The organism is Gluconobacter kanchanaburiensis NBRC 103587 (assembly GCF_007988905.1).
GTDB lineage: Bacteria > Pseudomonadota > Alphaproteobacteria > Acetobacterales > Acetobacteraceae > Gluconobacter > Gluconobacter kanchanaburiensis.
Map to the genome: position 1 here is coordinate 49,026 of NZ_BJVA01000015.1, position 14,344 is coordinate 63,369.

General features: G+C 56.9%; 16 protein-coding genes and 3 tRNA genes. 10 read left to right on the top strand and 9 right to left on the bottom strand.

Annotated features, from left to right (window positions below; all coding sequences use genetic code 11):
• Positions 1-432 (bottom strand): DUF423 domain-containing protein, encoded by a 432-nt coding sequence (locus tag GKA01_RS11030; RefSeq protein ID WP_146862887.1) that lies wholly within the window; start codon positions 430-432, stop codon positions 1-3.
• A 115-nt stretch (positions 433-547) separates the two neighbouring features.
• Here GKA01_RS11030 and GKA01_RS11035 point away from each other — a divergent pair, with 115 nt between their 5' ends.
• The 3 genes from GKA01_RS11035 (at position 548) to GKA01_RS11045 (ending at position 2,501) form a co-directional block, all read left to right on the top strand.
• Positions 548-1,138 carry a DUF4142 domain-containing protein gene (locus GKA01_RS11035; protein WP_146862893.1) on the top strand — a complete coding sequence of 197 codons (591 nt, stop codon included), beginning with the start codon at positions 548-550 and terminating at the stop codon, positions 1,136-1,138.
• A 22-nt stretch (positions 1,139-1,160) separates the two neighbouring features.
• A complete protein-coding gene (locus GKA01_RS11040; protein ID WP_146862896.1) occupies positions 1,161-1,733 on the top strand; it encodes a cob(I)yrinic acid a,c-diamide adenosyltransferase in 573 nt (190 codons plus the stop codon).
• Positions 1,734-1,946: 213 nt separating this feature from the next.
• Positions 1,947-2,501, top strand: coding sequence for a hypothetical protein (locus GKA01_RS11045; RefSeq protein WP_146862901.1), 555 nt, complete (start codon positions 1,947-1,949; stop codon positions 2,499-2,501).
• Positions 2,502-2,517: 16 nt separating this feature from the next.
• Here GKA01_RS11045 and GKA01_RS11050 read toward each other — a convergent pair whose 3' ends face one another.
• Complete coding sequence (locus GKA01_RS11050; protein ID WP_146862904.1) at positions 2,518-4,401, bottom strand: OPT family oligopeptide transporter; 1,884 nt, start codon at positions 4,399-4,401, stop codon at positions 2,518-2,520.
• A 158-nt stretch (positions 4,402-4,559) separates the two neighbouring features.
• Positions 4,560-5,153: a hypothetical protein gene (locus tag GKA01_RS11055; protein ID WP_146862907.1), complete on the bottom strand. Its 594-nt coding sequence runs from the start codon at positions 5,151-5,153 to the stop codon at positions 4,560-4,562.
• Positions 5,154-5,254: 101 nt separating this feature from the next.
• On the opposite strand from GKA01_RS11055, the gene ispH reads away from it, so the two are divergent.
• From ispH to GKA01_RS11075, 4 genes are all read left to right on the top strand, one after another.
• Positions 5,255-6,265: a 4-hydroxy-3-methylbut-2-enyl diphosphate reductase gene (gene ispH, locus GKA01_RS11060; protein WP_146862910.1), complete on the top strand. Its 1,011-nt coding sequence runs from the start codon at positions 5,255-5,257 to the stop codon at positions 6,263-6,265.
• Positions 6,266-6,271: 6 nt separating this feature from the next.
• Positions 6,272-7,222 (top strand): homoserine kinase, encoded by a 951-nt coding sequence (locus tag GKA01_RS11065; RefSeq protein ID WP_146862913.1) that lies wholly within the window; start codon positions 6,272-6,274, stop codon positions 7,220-7,222.
• Entirely contained in the window at positions 7,215-7,667 is a 453-nt protein-coding gene (gene rnhA / locus GKA01_RS11070; protein ID WP_146862916.1) for a ribonuclease HI, read from the top strand. Before GKA01_RS11065 ends, rnhA begins: the two co-directional genes overlap by 8 nt.
• A 110-nt stretch (positions 7,668-7,777) precedes the next feature.
• Positions 7,778-7,853 (top strand) — tRNA-Asn (locus tag GKA01_RS11075).
• Between the two features lie 69 nt (positions 7,854-7,922).
• Here GKA01_RS11075 and GKA01_RS11080 read toward each other — a convergent pair.
• Positions 7,923-9,149 carry an MFS transporter gene (locus tag GKA01_RS11080; protein ID WP_146862919.1) on the bottom strand — a complete coding sequence of 409 codons (1,227 nt, stop codon included), beginning with the start codon at positions 9,147-9,149 and terminating at the stop codon, positions 7,923-7,925.
• Between the two features lie 70 nt (positions 9,150-9,219).
• Between GKA01_RS11080 and gpt the strand changes: the two genes are divergently transcribed.
• The 3 genes from gpt to GKA01_RS11095 all read left to right on the top strand — a co-directional run bounded on the left by gpt (position 9,220) and on the right by GKA01_RS11095 (position 9,947).
• Positions 9,220-9,723 (top strand): xanthine phosphoribosyltransferase, encoded by a 504-nt coding sequence (gpt, locus tag GKA01_RS11085; RefSeq protein WP_146862922.1) that lies wholly within the window; start codon positions 9,220-9,222, stop codon positions 9,721-9,723.
• Between the two features lie 52 nt (positions 9,724-9,775).
• Positions 9,776-9,852 (top strand) — tRNA-Pro (locus GKA01_RS11090).
• An 18-nt stretch (positions 9,853-9,870) separates the two neighbouring features.
• A tRNA-Arg gene (locus tag GKA01_RS11095) sits at positions 9,871-9,947 on the top strand.
• Between the two features lie 202 nt (positions 9,948-10,149).
• Here the strand turns inward: GKA01_RS11095 and GKA01_RS11100 are convergent.
• The 5 genes from GKA01_RS11100 to GKA01_RS11120 form a co-directional block, all read right to left on the bottom strand.
• The gene (locus GKA01_RS11100) at positions 10,150-10,338 is read right to left on the bottom strand and encodes a hypothetical protein (RefSeq protein ID WP_146862925.1); all 189 of its coding nucleotides are present in this window, start codon (positions 10,336-10,338) and stop codon (positions 10,150-10,152) included.
• A gap of 197 nt (positions 10,339-10,535) precedes the next feature.
• A complete protein-coding gene (locus GKA01_RS11105) occupies positions 10,536-11,201 on the bottom strand; it encodes a hypothetical protein (protein WP_146862928.1) in 666 nt (221 codons plus the stop codon).
• Between the two features lie 439 nt (positions 11,202-11,640).
• Positions 11,641-11,937: a transposase gene (locus GKA01_RS14080; protein ID WP_208653412.1), complete on the bottom strand. Its 297-nt coding sequence runs from the start codon at positions 11,935-11,937 to the stop codon at positions 11,641-11,643.
• A 264-nt stretch (positions 11,938-12,201) separates the two neighbouring features.
• Positions 12,202-12,375, bottom strand: coding sequence for a formate dehydrogenase accessory sulfurtransferase FdhD (locus GKA01_RS11115; RefSeq protein WP_167506361.1), 174 nt, complete (start codon positions 12,373-12,375; stop codon positions 12,202-12,204).
• A gap of 102 nt (positions 12,376-12,477) precedes the next feature.
• Complete coding sequence (locus GKA01_RS11120) at positions 12,478-13,914, bottom strand: carboxylesterase/lipase family protein (RefSeq protein WP_167506362.1); 1,437 nt, start codon at positions 13,912-13,914, stop codon at positions 12,478-12,480.
• Positions 13,915-14,344 lie beyond the last annotated feature (430 nt).

The following is a 14,344-nucleotide window of genomic DNA, read 5'->3' on the forward strand; positions in this document are numbered from 1 at the left end:
TCAGTCTCCTGTAGGTCGTCGCAGGGCCGAAGCGGCGGCGAGGCACCAGGCGATCATGAGCAATGTGCCCCCATAAGGTGCGATCCGTCCTACTGAAACGGGGCCCAGTTTGAGATTGAAAAGGGCAAGCAGGATCACTGGGACGCAGAACAGCACCATACCGACCGCCATGCACAGGCAGGCCAGCCGAATCAGCCGTGGTGACAGACGCCGGGCATTCAGCGAAAGAGCACAGAGGGCCACGGCGTGCCACATCTGGATTTCAACGGCTGAATGCAGAATGGCACGCCCGTTGGAGACAGCGAACGCTCTGTCGGGCAGATGCGCTGACAGTGCGCCCAGCATGACGCCGGATGCTGCAGACAGGGCTGCGAAAACAAAGCTCCCGGGGACAGGATCGGGCAGGCTGGCACGGACAGGATTTGCGGACATGCGACGAATGTATCATGTGTTGTCTCAACAGCGAACGAGAGACTGTCATGACTGGAATGTCAGTCTGTCGCGGCCTGTCCCCGCGGGACGGGTACGTTTGAAAAAGGAAGCTTCGATGTCTGTCTCATATCTCCGTCTGTGTCTGTCTGCCGGTCTTCTTGCGGGGCTGGCTGCATGCAATGCGCCCGATGCTCCTCCGGCTCCGGCTCTTCCGAGTGTGGCATCAACCTATAAACTGACGACGGCGGATGCGGCGTTTATCCAGCAGGTCGACGAGATGGACCAGACGCAGATTGCCATTGCGAAGCTTGCGGCAACGCACAGCAACAGCGACGTGATCAAGGCTTTTGCAACGACGGTCGAGGGCGATCATACGACGAACCAGAAGGCTGTCGCGAAGATTGCTTCAGACGCCAATCTGACCGTAGCCGCCAAGATAGACGCTGCGGATCAGGATCGCGTCGATTCGTTTTCCCATCTTTACGGTGCGCCTTTCGATCGCATGTTCCTGCGCGATGTCGTGAGCATCCGTACGGCTGATCTGGACAAGGCCATCACGACGGCCAAGGCGTCCGGCGGTACCCCGGATATCAAGACGCTTGCGACCGATACCGACAGGCTGCTGACGGATCATACCGCCCGTGCCCATGATCTGATCGGGGATCGGACATTCCGCCATCATGCCAAGCATAAGCGAAACCACTGAGGACTCCGGAAGGGGAACAGGCATGACCATTCGCATCGACAGGATCGTAACTCGGGGAGGGGACGGTGGTCAGACTTCCCTGGGGGACGGGACCCGTATCTCCAAGTCCTCCCTCCGGATCGAGGCCATGGGAACTGTCGATGAGCTCAATGCCCAGCTGGGTGTTCTGTGCTGTCACATGGAACAGGATGCCCGGATGTCGGGTCTCATTGACGAGATGCGGCAAATACAGTCCTGCCTGTTTGATCTGGGGGCAGATCTGTGCCTCCCCGATCCCGGTCGTTCGCCCAGTCTTACGTCGGAAGCCAGCCTCTGGCTTGAAAACCGGCTGGAAGACATGCGTCTTCATCAACAGCCCTTGCAGAGCTTTGTGTTGCCGGGGGGATGCCTTGTTGCCGCCCAGGCTCATCTTGTTCGCACCGTAGCGCGCCGGGCAGAACGCAGGGTGGTTGTATTGGAACAGTTGCCCGTAGAAGCTTTGCGTTTTCTGAACCGCTTGTCCGATTATTTCTTTGTTCTTGCCCGGCATGCTAATAATTCGGGCGAGACGGATATTCTCTGGTCGCCCGGACGCTGGAACCGGAGAAAAAATTAAGTCTTCGTTTATTGCACTGATGACAGAATGTCCGGGAAGTGCTAGGGACATCGCGTCAGAACGCTGGGAAAACCCGGACGAGTCGACTTTTCACATCCCTGTTAGGATATGCTGCCGCTGAGTGGGTCAGAGCCCGGTCAGCTTTCTGTCTTTCGACAGAGCCTGTCAGACAGGGACGAAATCTACATATATATATTGGTTGAAGAATAGAGAATGCACGACGAGCATCAGGTTAACGAAGAAGACAAGCTGCGACAGGCACTTGCCCGTCTGGGTGCAGGATCTACATCCCGCGCTCCCAAATCACGACCGGCCGCGCCGACGGCCGAGCGTCGCCGTCGTTTCGTCCGGGACGGACAGGTCGTGGTCGAGCATCAGGGCGGCCGTGGCATTGCCGCGCGTAATCCGAGTCAGGAAGACCAGGAAGAGATCGAACGTCTTCGCCAGTCCGTTAAACGGGAACAACGGCGCTGGGAAGAAGCCGAGCGGAGCCTCATGGAGGTTCGTTCGCAGCTCAAGGCATTCGAAACACGAGAGGCTCACGCGAAGATCCAGATCACCGAGCTCAATCGCGAGCTGCGTGAAAATCAGGATGCCATCCAGACGTTGAAAGCCTGCCTGCACCAGGCGCGCGAACAGGCTGCGGAAGCCGCGCGGCGTGCTCCACGTCCGGTTGGACGTCCTCGTAAGGAGCCTGTTGGAGACGTTGAGATTGCAGAGAAGGAACCTGCGGAGCAGGAACCCGTGCAGTGGTGGGTCAAGGCCTGAATTCAGGCCTGACGGGTTATTGTGACTGTCTGACCTGACGTCCGAACCAGAGCAGGACGCCACAGAAGACAGCCCAGCCGAGAGCACTGTCTATGAGGTGGGGAACGGGGATTGCGAGAGTATCCGCGCTTCCTGTTCCTCCTGTCATTGCGGCAAGGGCCACACCGATCAGGCTCTCTCCGACGATGAAGCCTGATGCGATCATTGTTCCCTGATCCTTGGGGAAACGGCGAAGCAGCCATCCAAGCCCGGCACCGATTCCGATCGTGACCGATACATCCGCGGGAAGGTAGATTCCCATCCCGACGGCCAGTGGCGGAAGTGCCAGACTGCGTCTGTGAAGGGCAATGTCGAGCACGACCAGCAAAACGCCGATGGCAGCCCCGATTTCAAGCATCAGCCAGTCTAGATGATGCGTCAGGATGCCAGTTGCAATCGCAGCCATCAGGGCTGGCTGAGGTGCTGCGAGCGCGCGGGACGGATCCATTCCCTCATGCGGCATGGCTCCCGCAAAGCCGTACGCGTGATACAACACCTGAAGAACCCAGGGGATGACGATCGCGCCTACGATACAGCCAATCAGCAGGGCGATTTCCTGTCGCCAGGGGGCGGCGCCCACAAGCTGGCCGGTCTTGAGATCCTGCAAATTGTCATTCGAAACCGCTGCCGAGGCCGTAATGGCTGACAGGACGAACAGTCCGAAAGCGATCGCGATCGGGCGTTGTTCGACCTTCAGCAGGCCACAGCTTTCAAGGCCCCATAAAGCAACGGAAATGGCAATAATCGCAATGATTCCGACCCCGGAAATAGGCGATGAAGATGATCCGATGATGCCAGCCATGTATCCGCACGCGCTGGCGACCAGAAAACCAAGACCAAAACAGGCAACCAGTCCCAGCAGCACCAGAGCGCCAAGGGATCCGTCATGGGGGATGACGGGCCAGAGAAAATAAGCAAACAGCCCTGCCAGAAGGATGGCGAGACCGGCGCAGAGACCGATCAAGGTCGCGGGCGCCAGGTCGCGGTCGGTATCACCCTCGCGGGGCCGATGTCCTACGGAAAGAGCTTCCTTCAGACCTTGCGCCACGGGTCGTGCGAGCGTCATCAGGGTCCAGATTGCCGCGACTGCGATAGTGCCAGCGCCAATGAAGCGGACCTTGTGCAGCCAGAGGCCCGACGCTTCCGTAAGTGGGCTCGCTGCTGGATTGAGATGTCCCAGAACGGGGACCATTACCCCCCAGGCGAGAAAAACCCCCAGCAGCATTGCAATGCCACCTCCGATACCGACCAGATAACCGGTTCCCAGCAACGCGAGGGAAAAGCTGCCGCTCAGGCGGAAAGCGGAAGAGCCCACGACGGTTGCCGCCGAAAAGCCGTCAGACAGCAGGCGGAGTCCTGACGTCGCAAAGGCAACGACCCCCGAGACGATGGTCCCGAGGGTCAGGGACCGGAGACTGCGTGCGTCGCCCTCTGGCGAGGAGGCGCGCAGGATTTCCGCGCAGGCAGTTCCTTCCGGGTATGGTAGATCAGAACTGCTTACGAGTGCGCGTCGCAGCGGAATGGTGAAAACCACACCTGTCATGCCGCCTGCCATGGTCAGCAGCAGCGTGACGACATAGGGGAATTCGTGCCAGTAGCCGACCATTATCAGGGCGGGGAGGGCAGCGAACACACAGGACAATGTTCCCGCCGCAGAGGCCTGCGTCTGGACCATGTTATTTTCCAGCATTGTTCCGCCGCCCATAAAGCGCAGAACGGCCATCGAGATGATGGTTGCCGGAATGGACGAACCGAATGTCAGACCGATTTTAAGGCCCAGATAGACATTGGCTGCCGTAAACACGACCGTAATGAGGGCTCCGAGAATGATTCCCCGGAGGGTCAGTTCGCGACTGTCCATGTGTTTCTTTTCCGCAATGAAAGTGCAGGCGCGCTGCTGATGTCCTTAAGCATAAAACCATTGCCTTCGTGCCGAAGGCCAGTGCTAGAGAATTCAGGAGCAAACGAGATCGCTGCCTCTGGGAATTCAGGAGCGGCGGTCTGCGCCGCCCTTTTCAGTCAGCGGGAATGTGAATGAAAAGCAACGGGGGCGAGGTGTTCGCGATTATACCCGAGTTCGTCATGGGTAAGCTGATACCCGATTTCCAGCGTATAGGGATTTTCCTGCGTCATGTTTCCCGTGGCAGGAAGATCGATCAGACGCAGGTTCGTCCGGACGTTCTGTGTGCTGACATTGGTCGGAAACCGGAAGCTGTCCGTAAAGACTTTTTTGTCCACAATCTTTCCGTCGCGCATGATGACGATGAAGTACGGAACATCGATCGTGCTGGTGTCCGAGGCTGGGCCGCGTGTCAGGGTCATGTTCAGGCTGAGACGCGTCCGAACAGTCTGGTGATTATGGGGACCGTCAGGCCCCCGTTCGCAGTCTCCAGCGAGAGACGTGATCTGGGCATGGCTGACGAGGCTACCGATATCAGCGCTCTTGCCATCATAGACGAACAGGTCTGCAGCCGATCCCGGAATATCGAGAGCCGGACAGGCGGGAGCAAAAAAGCTGGGGTTGGATTCGTCACAACCGGCCAGACTCGAAAGCGCCACAAGGGCGAAAGCCGGAGCAAACAGGGGCGAGGCAAAGCGCCGGAGGGCTGGCATCAGCTTAAGAAACTCCCACAAAGCGGCCCGGACGTTGCGACGAGAGGCAATCCGGTCGATACTGGTCCTACATATCGAACTCCGCCCGCTTGGGGAACACCATGTCAGAACAGATGACTTTCGCTCCTTCCCGCACCGACGGTGTGGAAGCCCATAAAACCCTTCGCGTCCTTCTTGCCGGTCCTCGTGGATTCTGTGCCGGTGTGGATCGTGCGATCCGCGTCGTTGAGGAAGCCCTGCGCCGCTACGGTGCGCCGGTCTATGTCCGTCACGAGATCGTTCATAACCGGACGGTCGTCGAAGGACTGGAGGCCAAGGGTGCCATCTTCGTCGAGGAACTGGACGAGGTCCCCGAAGATGGACATGTCGTTTTCTCCGCGCATGGCGTTCCGAAGTCCGTTCCCGCCGAGGCCCAGCGCCGCAACCTGCTCTATTTGGATGCAACCTGTCCGCTGGTGTCGAAGGTCCATCGTGAGGCCGAGCGTCACTTCGCCGGCGGTGGTCCGGACCAGCTCCATATTCTCATGATCGGTCATGCGGGCCATCCGGAAGTTGTCGGCACGATGGGCCAGCTCCCGCCGGGTGCTGTCACGCTCATCAACGATGCGGAAGAAGCCCGCACGATCCAGCCGGAAGATCCTGCCAAGCTGGCCTTCATCACGCAGACCACGCTGTCCGTCGATGATACTGCCGAGATAGTGGACATCCTGCGGTCGCGCTTCCCCCTTATTGAAGGGCCGAAGCGCGAAGACATCTGCTACGCGACCACCAACCGTCAGGAAGCCGTAAAGGCCATTGCACCCGAGAGCGATCTGGTGATCGTGATCGGTTCGCCGAACTCGTCCAACTCGCAGCGCCTTCGCGAGGTGGCCGAGCGGTCGGGCGCGCGCCGCGCCCTTCTGGTGCCGAAGCTTGAAAATCTGGACTGGAAGGTCCTTGAAGGCGTGGAAACGCTTGGTATCAGCGCCGGTGCCTCCGCTCCTGAGAGTCTTGTCCAGGAAATGGTCTCGGCTCTGGCCGAGAAGTATACGCTCAAGATCGAAGAGCGGATCGTCAAGGAAGAGAACATCAACTTCCGCCTGCCTGGCCCGCTGGCCGGCGAGGACGACTGATTTCTTATGGCCGTCTATACGGAACTGGCGGCCGAGACGCTCGAAGCGTTTCTTGGCACTTACGGGATCGGGTTACTGGTCTCGTTTCATGGCATCGCCGAAGGTGTCGAAAATAGCAATTTCCTCCTCCGTACGACGGAGGGGGATTTTATTCTCACGCTATTCGAGCGTCGGGTAAATGCCAGTGAGCTTCCGTGGTTTCTGGGGCTCATGCAGCATCTGGCGGGCAGGGGGCTAAACTGTCCGCTCCCCGTATCGGACAGGACTGGGACTGCGCTGCGGACACTGGCAGGCCGTCCCGCCGCGATCACAACATTTCTTCCCGGTGTGTCCGCCACACAGCTTGACGAGGGCCTATGTCTGGAGCTCGGGAAGTCGCTGGCCCGGCTGCATCTTGCCGGTGATGGATATGGTGCTGTTCGACCAAACGCGCTGTCTCCGGCGGCATGGGCGCCCCTGCTTGAAAGTTGTGGCGAAAGCGCAGACGCGCTGTCACCGGGGCTGACGGCTGAAGTCCGGTCGGCCCTTCGGAAGATTGAAGAGGCATGGCCATCTGTGGAGGCTTTGCCGCGTGGGCAGATCCATGCGGATCTGTTTCCGGACAATGTTTTCTTCCAGAACGGGCAGGTTTCGGGCCTGATCGACTTTTATTTCGCCTGTACAGATTTTCTGGCTTATGATCTGGCGATCTGTCTAAATGCCTGGTGCTTCCGGGACGAAAAGACGTTCGAACCATCTTTCGCCGCTGCCATTCTTCAGGGCTATGAGAGCGTTCGCCCACTGACCAAAGCAGAGAAATCAGCGCTTCCACTTCTCTGTCAGGGGGCTGCGATCCGTTTTCTGCTGACGCGTCTTTATGACTGGATCAATACGCCAGCCAATGCGCTCGTAACCCGCAAGGACCCGTTGGCTTATCTGGTACGCCTGCGCCATTTTGCAGGGGCTGCCCATGTCTGAGTCCTCTGCGGAGCGGCCTCAGGTTGAAATCTGGACTGACGGTGGCTGTAAACCCAATCCTGGCCCTGGTGGGTGGGGCGCGCTTCTGGTTTGTCGGGGGCAGGAAAAAGAGCTTCTGGGCGGAGATCCGGAAACGACCAACAATCGCATGGAACTGACTGCTGCTGCCGAGGCGCTGGAGGCGCTCAAACGCCCCTGCACCGTAACGCTGCATACGGACAGCGAATATCTGCGGAATGGAATCACGCGCTGGCATACAGGCTGGGTACGCCGGAAATGGCGTAACGCGGCTGGGGATCCTGTAGCCAATATGGATCTGTGGCAGCGTATTCTCGAAGCTGCGAAGCCCCATGAGATCGAATGGCTCTGGGTCAAAGGGCATTCGGGCGATGAAAACAATGAACGCGTCGATCAGCTCGCAACGCGGGGGCGGGAAGAACTCTGAAAAATGACGGTTTTTCTCAGGTCTTTGAAGAAAAACGAAAAAATCTCTTCAAAAAGTTCATTTAGGGGCTTTACCGACCCCGGCCATTTGGCTACATACCACCTCGCCGGTCCCGAATAGCTCAGTTGGTAGAGCAAGCGACTGTTAATCGCTGGGTCGTAGGTTCGAGTCCTACTTCGGGAGCCAGCTTTCCTTTTGAAAATCTGCTTCGGCCTCAAAAAAGCTCCCTTCAGGGAGCTTTTTGCTTTTCAGGCTTTACTGTTCCTCCGGGAAAACATCTTCTAGACGGTCCAGTGCCCATAGTCGTGGGAAAAGCTTTGCCCAGGCGGCAGCGACCAGAATAGTGCCGACGCCGCCCGCAATCACGGCCGCTTCCGGTCCGATCGCCGTGCCAAGCATGCCGCTTTCGAATTCGCCAAGCTGGTTGCTGGATCCGATAAACAACGTGTTCACGGCTGAAACACGTCCCCGCATTGAGTCCGGCGTGGCAAGTTGGATCAGGGAGGAACGGATGACGACGCTGATAACGTCGGAGGCGCCGAGAATCATCAGTGCGACAATTGAAAGCCACACCGTGTGAGAGGCACCGAAAATAATCGTTGCAACGCCGAAGACGACAACCGCTACAAACATGATGAGGCCCGCCCGGCCTTTGAGCGGATAGCGTGACAGCCCCCAGGACATCAGGAGTGCCCCAATCGCCGGCGAGGCGCGGAGCAGGCCGAGACCGATGGGACCGACATGCAGGATGCCGTCCGCATACACCGGAAGCATCGCCGTCGCACCGCCAAGAAGCACAGCAAACAGATCGAGCGTGATCGCCCCTAACAGATCACGACGGCGGTTGAGAAAAGATAGTCCGGCAAAAACCGAAGCAAAAGTAACCGGCTCTTTGGGAGGAATGGTGTGCACGAGTTTCAGGGAGAGCGTGCCGCAAAAAGCTATGCCGAATCCGAGGGTCGAAAGGCCGTAACAGACAACCGGACCGATGCCGTAGAGCAGGCCGCCCAGACTAGGTCCCACAATGGAAGCGGTCATGAACAGGGATGACAGGAGGGCCTGTGCGCGGGGCAGAAGCGCTGCCGGGGCGATGGCGGGGAGAAATGCCTGCTGGCAGGGCATCTCGAAGCTTCGCAGAACGCCATAAAAGGCCGCAAAAGCGTAGATGCCGCCTGTCGTCAGAACATGAAATGCTGCGGCAATGGCAAGTGCCGCCGTGGAGAGAATTTCGCAGATCTGACAAATGAGAACGATCGAGCGTCGGTTGAAGCGATCCGCGACATGACCTGCGACAAATGTCAGGGGGATCATGGGCAGGAACTGGGCCAGGCCCAGATAACCCAATGATGCGACGTCATGCGTGAGAGCATAAATCTGCCAGCCAATGGCGATTGTCATGGTGGTCGCGGAAAGCTGGGAGAAAATTCTTCCGACGATAAGCGACGGAAGGCCGGGGAGTGAGCGAAGGGCCGGATCAATCATCGCGGCACTTTAGTCATTTCCGACACTCAAGTTTATTGCAAAATTTCGAGACGGAAGGCAGAGGAAGATCATGACAGCCAATCAGACCCCCCAAAGCGTCCATTATGCAACCGTCACCTGGGATCAGCTCCATCGTGATGCCCGCCTGCTGGCCGCAACTCTTATGCAGAATCATGGTCCTTTTCGTGGCATTGTTGCCATCACCCGTGGCGGGCTGATTCCTGCTGCCATTCTCGGTCGTGAAATGGGCTGCCGCCTGATCGAAAGCGTCTCGGTCATCAGCTACGCTGGCGAAGAAGGCACGCAGCACGAGCCGAAAGTCGTCAAACCGCCGGTTGCCGCCGGTGACGGTGAAGGCTTCCTGATCGTAGATGATCTGGTAGATTCGGGCGTGACGGCCCGTGTGGTCCGGGACCTTCTCCCTAAAGCCGTTTTCGCATGTCTGTACGCCAAACCCGAGGGCAAGCCTTACACGGATCACTTTGTAACTGAGGTCGCGCAGGACACATGGGTTCTCTTCCCCTGGGATACGGCGCCTCTGTTTGTGCCGCCACTCGTGCGAAGCGAAGGTTAATAAAAAAACCCTCTTGCCTCGACCGGCCAGACATCCTAGGTTCCGGCCGGTTCGGGGCGTGGCGCAGCCTGGTAGCGCGCTTGTTTTGGGTACAAGAGGCCCCCGGTTCGAGTCCGGGCGCCCCGACCAGTTAATGGCTTAATTGATGCGCCCTTAGCTCAGCTGGATAGAGCAACAGCCTTCTAAGCTGTGGGTCACTGGTTCGAATCCAGTAGGGCGCGCCAAAAACCGCCATTCATGCGTCCCTCTGCTTTGCAATGGCTAAGGGTAGGTTCTCAAACTGTTCACATCAGCCTCCCGCGACTGGAGGCGATCGAGACAATTTTCGATGTCTCGCGTGTTTGATGACGTTCCCATATCTCCATGCCAGCAAGCGCAACCTCTGTCCGTCTGGGCAGGTAGGTGTCGATAATCCTCTGGTAGTAATCAATAGCGTGTCCGGAAATCGCCGCGATCTGGGGCATGGTCGCTCCGGCCTTCTGTCAGGCGAACAATCCCCGTCCGTCTGAGATCTGGTCGCTGTCGGTGATTGGCTTCCAGTTCAGTTATCACCTGATCGCGGCCTGCTCCGCCGCGCAGTATCTGGCGGGCGTAGGCGCGGTCAAGGCGCCGCATGACCCCGTCCTATGCCCTGGCAAAATTGCGCTGAGCCCAGACCTTCCCAGTCGGGCTCAGAATAAGAAGAGCGGCCGGATGTTTGCCGATCCGTGTGGAAACGGCGGTAGTTTCTCTCTGGTTCCGCCTCGATTTCGTCCAATCTCTTCCGCAGATGCGGTTCAAATCGGGTATGAACGGGAACGTCGATCAGAGCTCTAGTCTTCTCTTGGCACAATGCGATAAACATGTAGCCACTCCGGATCGAGATCCTGTCGGCCTCCATCGTCAGGACGTCGCTTGGGCGCTGCACGGTGTAAAGCCGGAGCAGGTAGGTAGGCCATTTGAAGCGATGGTCTGGCGTGTTCCAGGAACGCATTCTCCATTTGATAGCTCCAGATCTCGCTGCGATTGGTCGTGTGCTGCCTCTTGAAGCGTTCGGCCGGATTGCTGTCGATCAGGCCAACATCTTTGGCGCGGCCGAGGATCTTCTGGAGGAGAGAAAGGATCTGATCTGCCTTTCGCGGTGTCGGGCTAAGACGTTCGCGGATCGCCAGAATATCCTGCCGACTGATAGCGCGGGCAGGGTGCATTCCCCAGTCATCGCGCATCCTGTCCAGATACCCCCGATAGAGGTTCCTCGTTCTGGGAGAGATGTTGCGATATTCTTCGGACGCCAGATAGTCGATTATCAGGGCGCCGATGGTGCCTGGATTCAGTCCGGCTGTCTGCAAAGGAGAGAGATTTTCGAGGGTGGGAAGAGTTGCCTCCCGGTTATGACCCAGAAACTTCTGGATCTGTCGATCATAGAAATATTCAATGATGCTGCCGTCGACGCGCTTCTTGTGTACGACGTTCAGCCCTGTTCCGTGTAAGCGTGGCACTCATATTCTTCGCCAGATAATGGCTTAAGCCGGCTTGCGTAGGAAAGGCGGCGCTGGTTGCACCCGGCGTCGCCACCCCGATCCCTGAATCCAAGTCGGCATAGAGGTCGAGTAACTTACGGTCCCACGTCAAGCGTCCGCCGTTTGGGGCACAAATGTGAGGTTGTGGCCAGATGCCAAGCTTTACTTCTTGATTAAAAACGTGGACGCCGATGCCGATATAGGCGGCAGACTGCTTGCAGTTTAGGAAGCGCGGCTCAAGTGTCATTCCTTGTCCTTCAGCGTCCTAGGTGACGTTGACAAAAGATCTGATCCAGAGCCTTGCGGCGGCGAGATTGAGGAAGCTCATGAAGGAGAAGGCGCTCTTGTCGTATCGGATCGCGATATGGTGCATCTACTTGAGTTTGTTGAACATCCGCTCGATGCGGTTGCGCTCTCTTTAACGCCACCAGTCTGTTTTTTGTTGAGCACTGCGGCCTTTGCGTGATGAGATAACCGGCGAGATCCTATGGACCAGCAGGTCTAGGCGGAAGCTGTCACTGTCATAGCCCCGATCAGCCAGTATGGCTTTGGGGATCGGGACAGGTAGCTTCATCAGGGCGTTTGTAGCTTTGTAATCCGAGACTTGGCTTCCGGTAAGGACAAAGCCGAGAGGGTGTTCCTGATTGTCACATCGGGCATGGATTTTGCTCGTAAAGCCGCCGCGTGACCGACCAAAAGCCTCCGAATGAGCCACCCTCTTTTGCGCCCGTAGCCTGTGAATGGGCGCGGATTACGGTGCTGTCGGCCATATGCTGCCAGTTATCGGTTAGGCTGAGGTCTACCAGGGCTTGCAACAGAGCATCCCACACGCTCTGTTCAGCCCAACGTCCGCGCTCAGGCGGTAGAAGCAGATCAATTATCGTCCATTCCGTCGCTTCGTGCCGTGCCCGCTCCACCGTATCGTCTGCGTTGAAGCAAGCAGTGAATCAGAACTTAGGCTGATCGTATAGACTTTGTGTCAATGTGTCCTAATCGTGCGCACTATAGAACATAAATTGAAAGTCTTGTCCTGCAATCTCAATTTCGTATGAATACCGACAGGCAAAAAGACAAAGTCCTTTCTCAGGACGAGATTCATCGCCCCAACCAGCTTATCAAGCGCATTATGACGACCGATATCATCACGGATCAAAAGAATTCCCTCACTCCGACCAGCCTACGCTGCACCGTGCGTGCTATTGCAGTTAGAACGTGTCATTTTTCAATGATCATTTAGGATCGTAGTCGATACAAATCATAGAACACCGTTCCAAATTCGGCGTTCTTCACTTCCGGGATCGTTTACTATTACAGACCGATCATTGAGAAGCATCGTGCGCCGTTGTGTCCCGTATGGTGGCCAATAAGGAAGCTCACGGCACGACGGACGACCTGTGGCAACAAAGCTGACCCATGCTGTATTGATGGTCCGAGCCAGAATTTCGGCGCTCCGGCGGTCGCCGATTAAAGGCGAAATGGCCGAGTCTAACGTATTACCCCAAGCATACGGTAATTCCGCCCCATGACTTACAAAACCCTCATAGCGACCACTAGTGGCGGGACGGTCGAAGCGATAGGCAAAGCAAGTACCTCCCGCTTGTGTATGCCCATCAATCAGTCGTACCGTCGGAATCCAGTATTCTTCGGCAGTTAAGAGGCGGAGCTTTCTTTTGGCGATGCCTTCTTTCGGGAAGCTCCGTAGATAGGCCCCAAGAAGAGCCGGGACCGCCTCTGGCGCGAGATTCGCCAGATCACGACCCATGATCGGTGTCTCGGCATGGTCGGGAGCAATGAAGAAAATGGACTCATCGTGGTTCGTACCAATGAGGAGAGGAAGATTGCGGACACTTCCGGCGGACAAGGCGTCTACCGGTCTCTGGAATAGAAACCGGCCATCAATAACGGGACGAAAGGCAAAAGCACGGTCATAGCGGTTGATGGTGCGAGCCTGAGCTGCCAGAATGTCCGGTACGCTGGCAGTTAGAACGAGCCTTTCGGCTTCGGGACCAACTCCGAACTCCGACAGAAAGAGCCGCGTGACGGCCTCGGCATCTTCCAGGCGATGAACAGTTTGTCCACCGCCACTTTCGATAATTGCTTGGTGACAAAGACCACGCGTTTCTGGAGATGCCAGCAAAGCCGCAACACTTTTTGCGCCCGATGATTCCCCGGCCAATGTAACGCGCGACGGATCGCCCCCGAACTCGGCGATGTTCTCCTCTACCCAGCGAAGGGCCAGCGTCTGATCACGTAAACCGTTATTACCGCTTCCTTCGTAAGCCTTCCCCAGGATCGCTCCGAGTTCGAGGAATCCTAGCGCGCCCACGCGATAACCGACCGTCACACATACCACGCCTTGTCGTGCAAAATGTGTTCCGTCGAAGACGGCAGGCCTAGTGGATCCACGAATATTGCTTCCCCCATGAATCCAGACGAACACTGGGTGAGGACCTGGATCAGCAGGGGCCCAGATATTCAGGTAGAGGCAGTCCTCGCTTTGTGGCAACGTCCCCGCCTGCGGCGCCGCAGGAGCGAAGTTGCGGCTATCACGAATACCCTGCCAAGATATCGGACGCTGAGGCGGCAAGAAACGCAGTGGCCCGACCGGCGCCTGTGCATAGGGAACTCCGAGGAAAGTTCGGACGTCTCCCGTCTGGGTACCAAGTAGATCCCCGTCTCTGGTATGGACCACGGGACCCGCATCGCTTTGAGCTCTGGCAGACCAATGCCAACAGAACGTTCCGGTTAGTGCTGCGCATAGGCCACGACGAGAAATCGCTTTCATCGGAAGGAAACTTATCTCTATTCAAAAATTTCGAAATCGTATCTTCTCATGTCAAAGTGAGTTTGAATAGAATACATTTGGCGCAGGCTTACCTGATTATTTCGATATTGAGCTCGTAAGAAACTGTGGATACGTGGTCAATGAGTTGCCCTGTCAGTAATGTCAGGATCCGTTGAGGAAGTTTGAAATGGTTGCGGTTGTCATAAAATACTCCGCTTATTATGGGATATTGACCTATGAAATTATTTAATAATTTGTTTGGAGTTGGCGTAATTAATATCGATTATGTTGTTCAAGTATTTGGCCTTATGATATTTCACCTTGTCAGAAAACCTAA

Coding starts and splice junctions, on each gene's coding strand:
- ispH (WP_146862910.1), top strand. CDS start 5,255: ATGTCAGAACAGATGACTTTCGCTCCTTCCCGCACCGACGGTGTGGAA.
- gpt (WP_146862922.1), top strand. CDS start 9,220: ATGACAGCCAATCAGACCCCCCAAAGCGTCCATTATGCAACCGTCACC.
- GKA01_RS11040 (WP_146862896.1), top strand. CDS start 1,161: ATGACCATTCGCATCGACAGGATCGTAACTCGGGGAGGGGACGGTGGT.
- GKA01_RS11050 (WP_146862904.1), bottom strand. CDS start 4,401: ATGGACAGTCGCGAACTGACCCTCCGGGGAATCATTCTCGGAGCCCTC.
- GKA01_RS11030 (WP_146862887.1), bottom strand. CDS start 432: ATGTCCGCAAATCCTGTCCGTGCCAGCCTGCCCGATCCTGTCCCCGGG.
- GKA01_RS11100 (WP_146862925.1), bottom strand. CDS start 10,338: ATGCGGCGCCTTGACCGCGCCTACGCCCGCCAGATACTGCGCGGCGGA.
- rnhA (WP_146862916.1), top strand. CDS start 7,215: ATGTCTGAGTCCTCTGCGGAGCGGCCTCAGGTTGAAATCTGGACTGAC.
- GKA01_RS11065 (WP_146862913.1), top strand. CDS start 6,272: ATGGCCGTCTATACGGAACTGGCGGCCGAGACGCTCGAAGCGTTTCTT.
- GKA01_RS11080 (WP_146862919.1), bottom strand. CDS start 9,149: ATGATTGATCCGGCCCTTCGCTCACTCCCCGGCCTTCCGTCGCTTATC.
- GKA01_RS11035 (WP_146862893.1), top strand. CDS start 548: ATGTCTGTCTCATATCTCCGTCTGTGTCTGTCTGCCGGTCTTCTTGCG.
- GKA01_RS11055 (WP_146862907.1), bottom strand. CDS start 5,153: ATGCCAGCCCTCCGGCGCTTTGCCTCGCCCCTGTTTGCTCCGGCTTTC.
- GKA01_RS11045 (WP_146862901.1), top strand. CDS start 1,947: ATGCACGACGAGCATCAGGTTAACGAAGAAGACAAGCTGCGACAGGCA.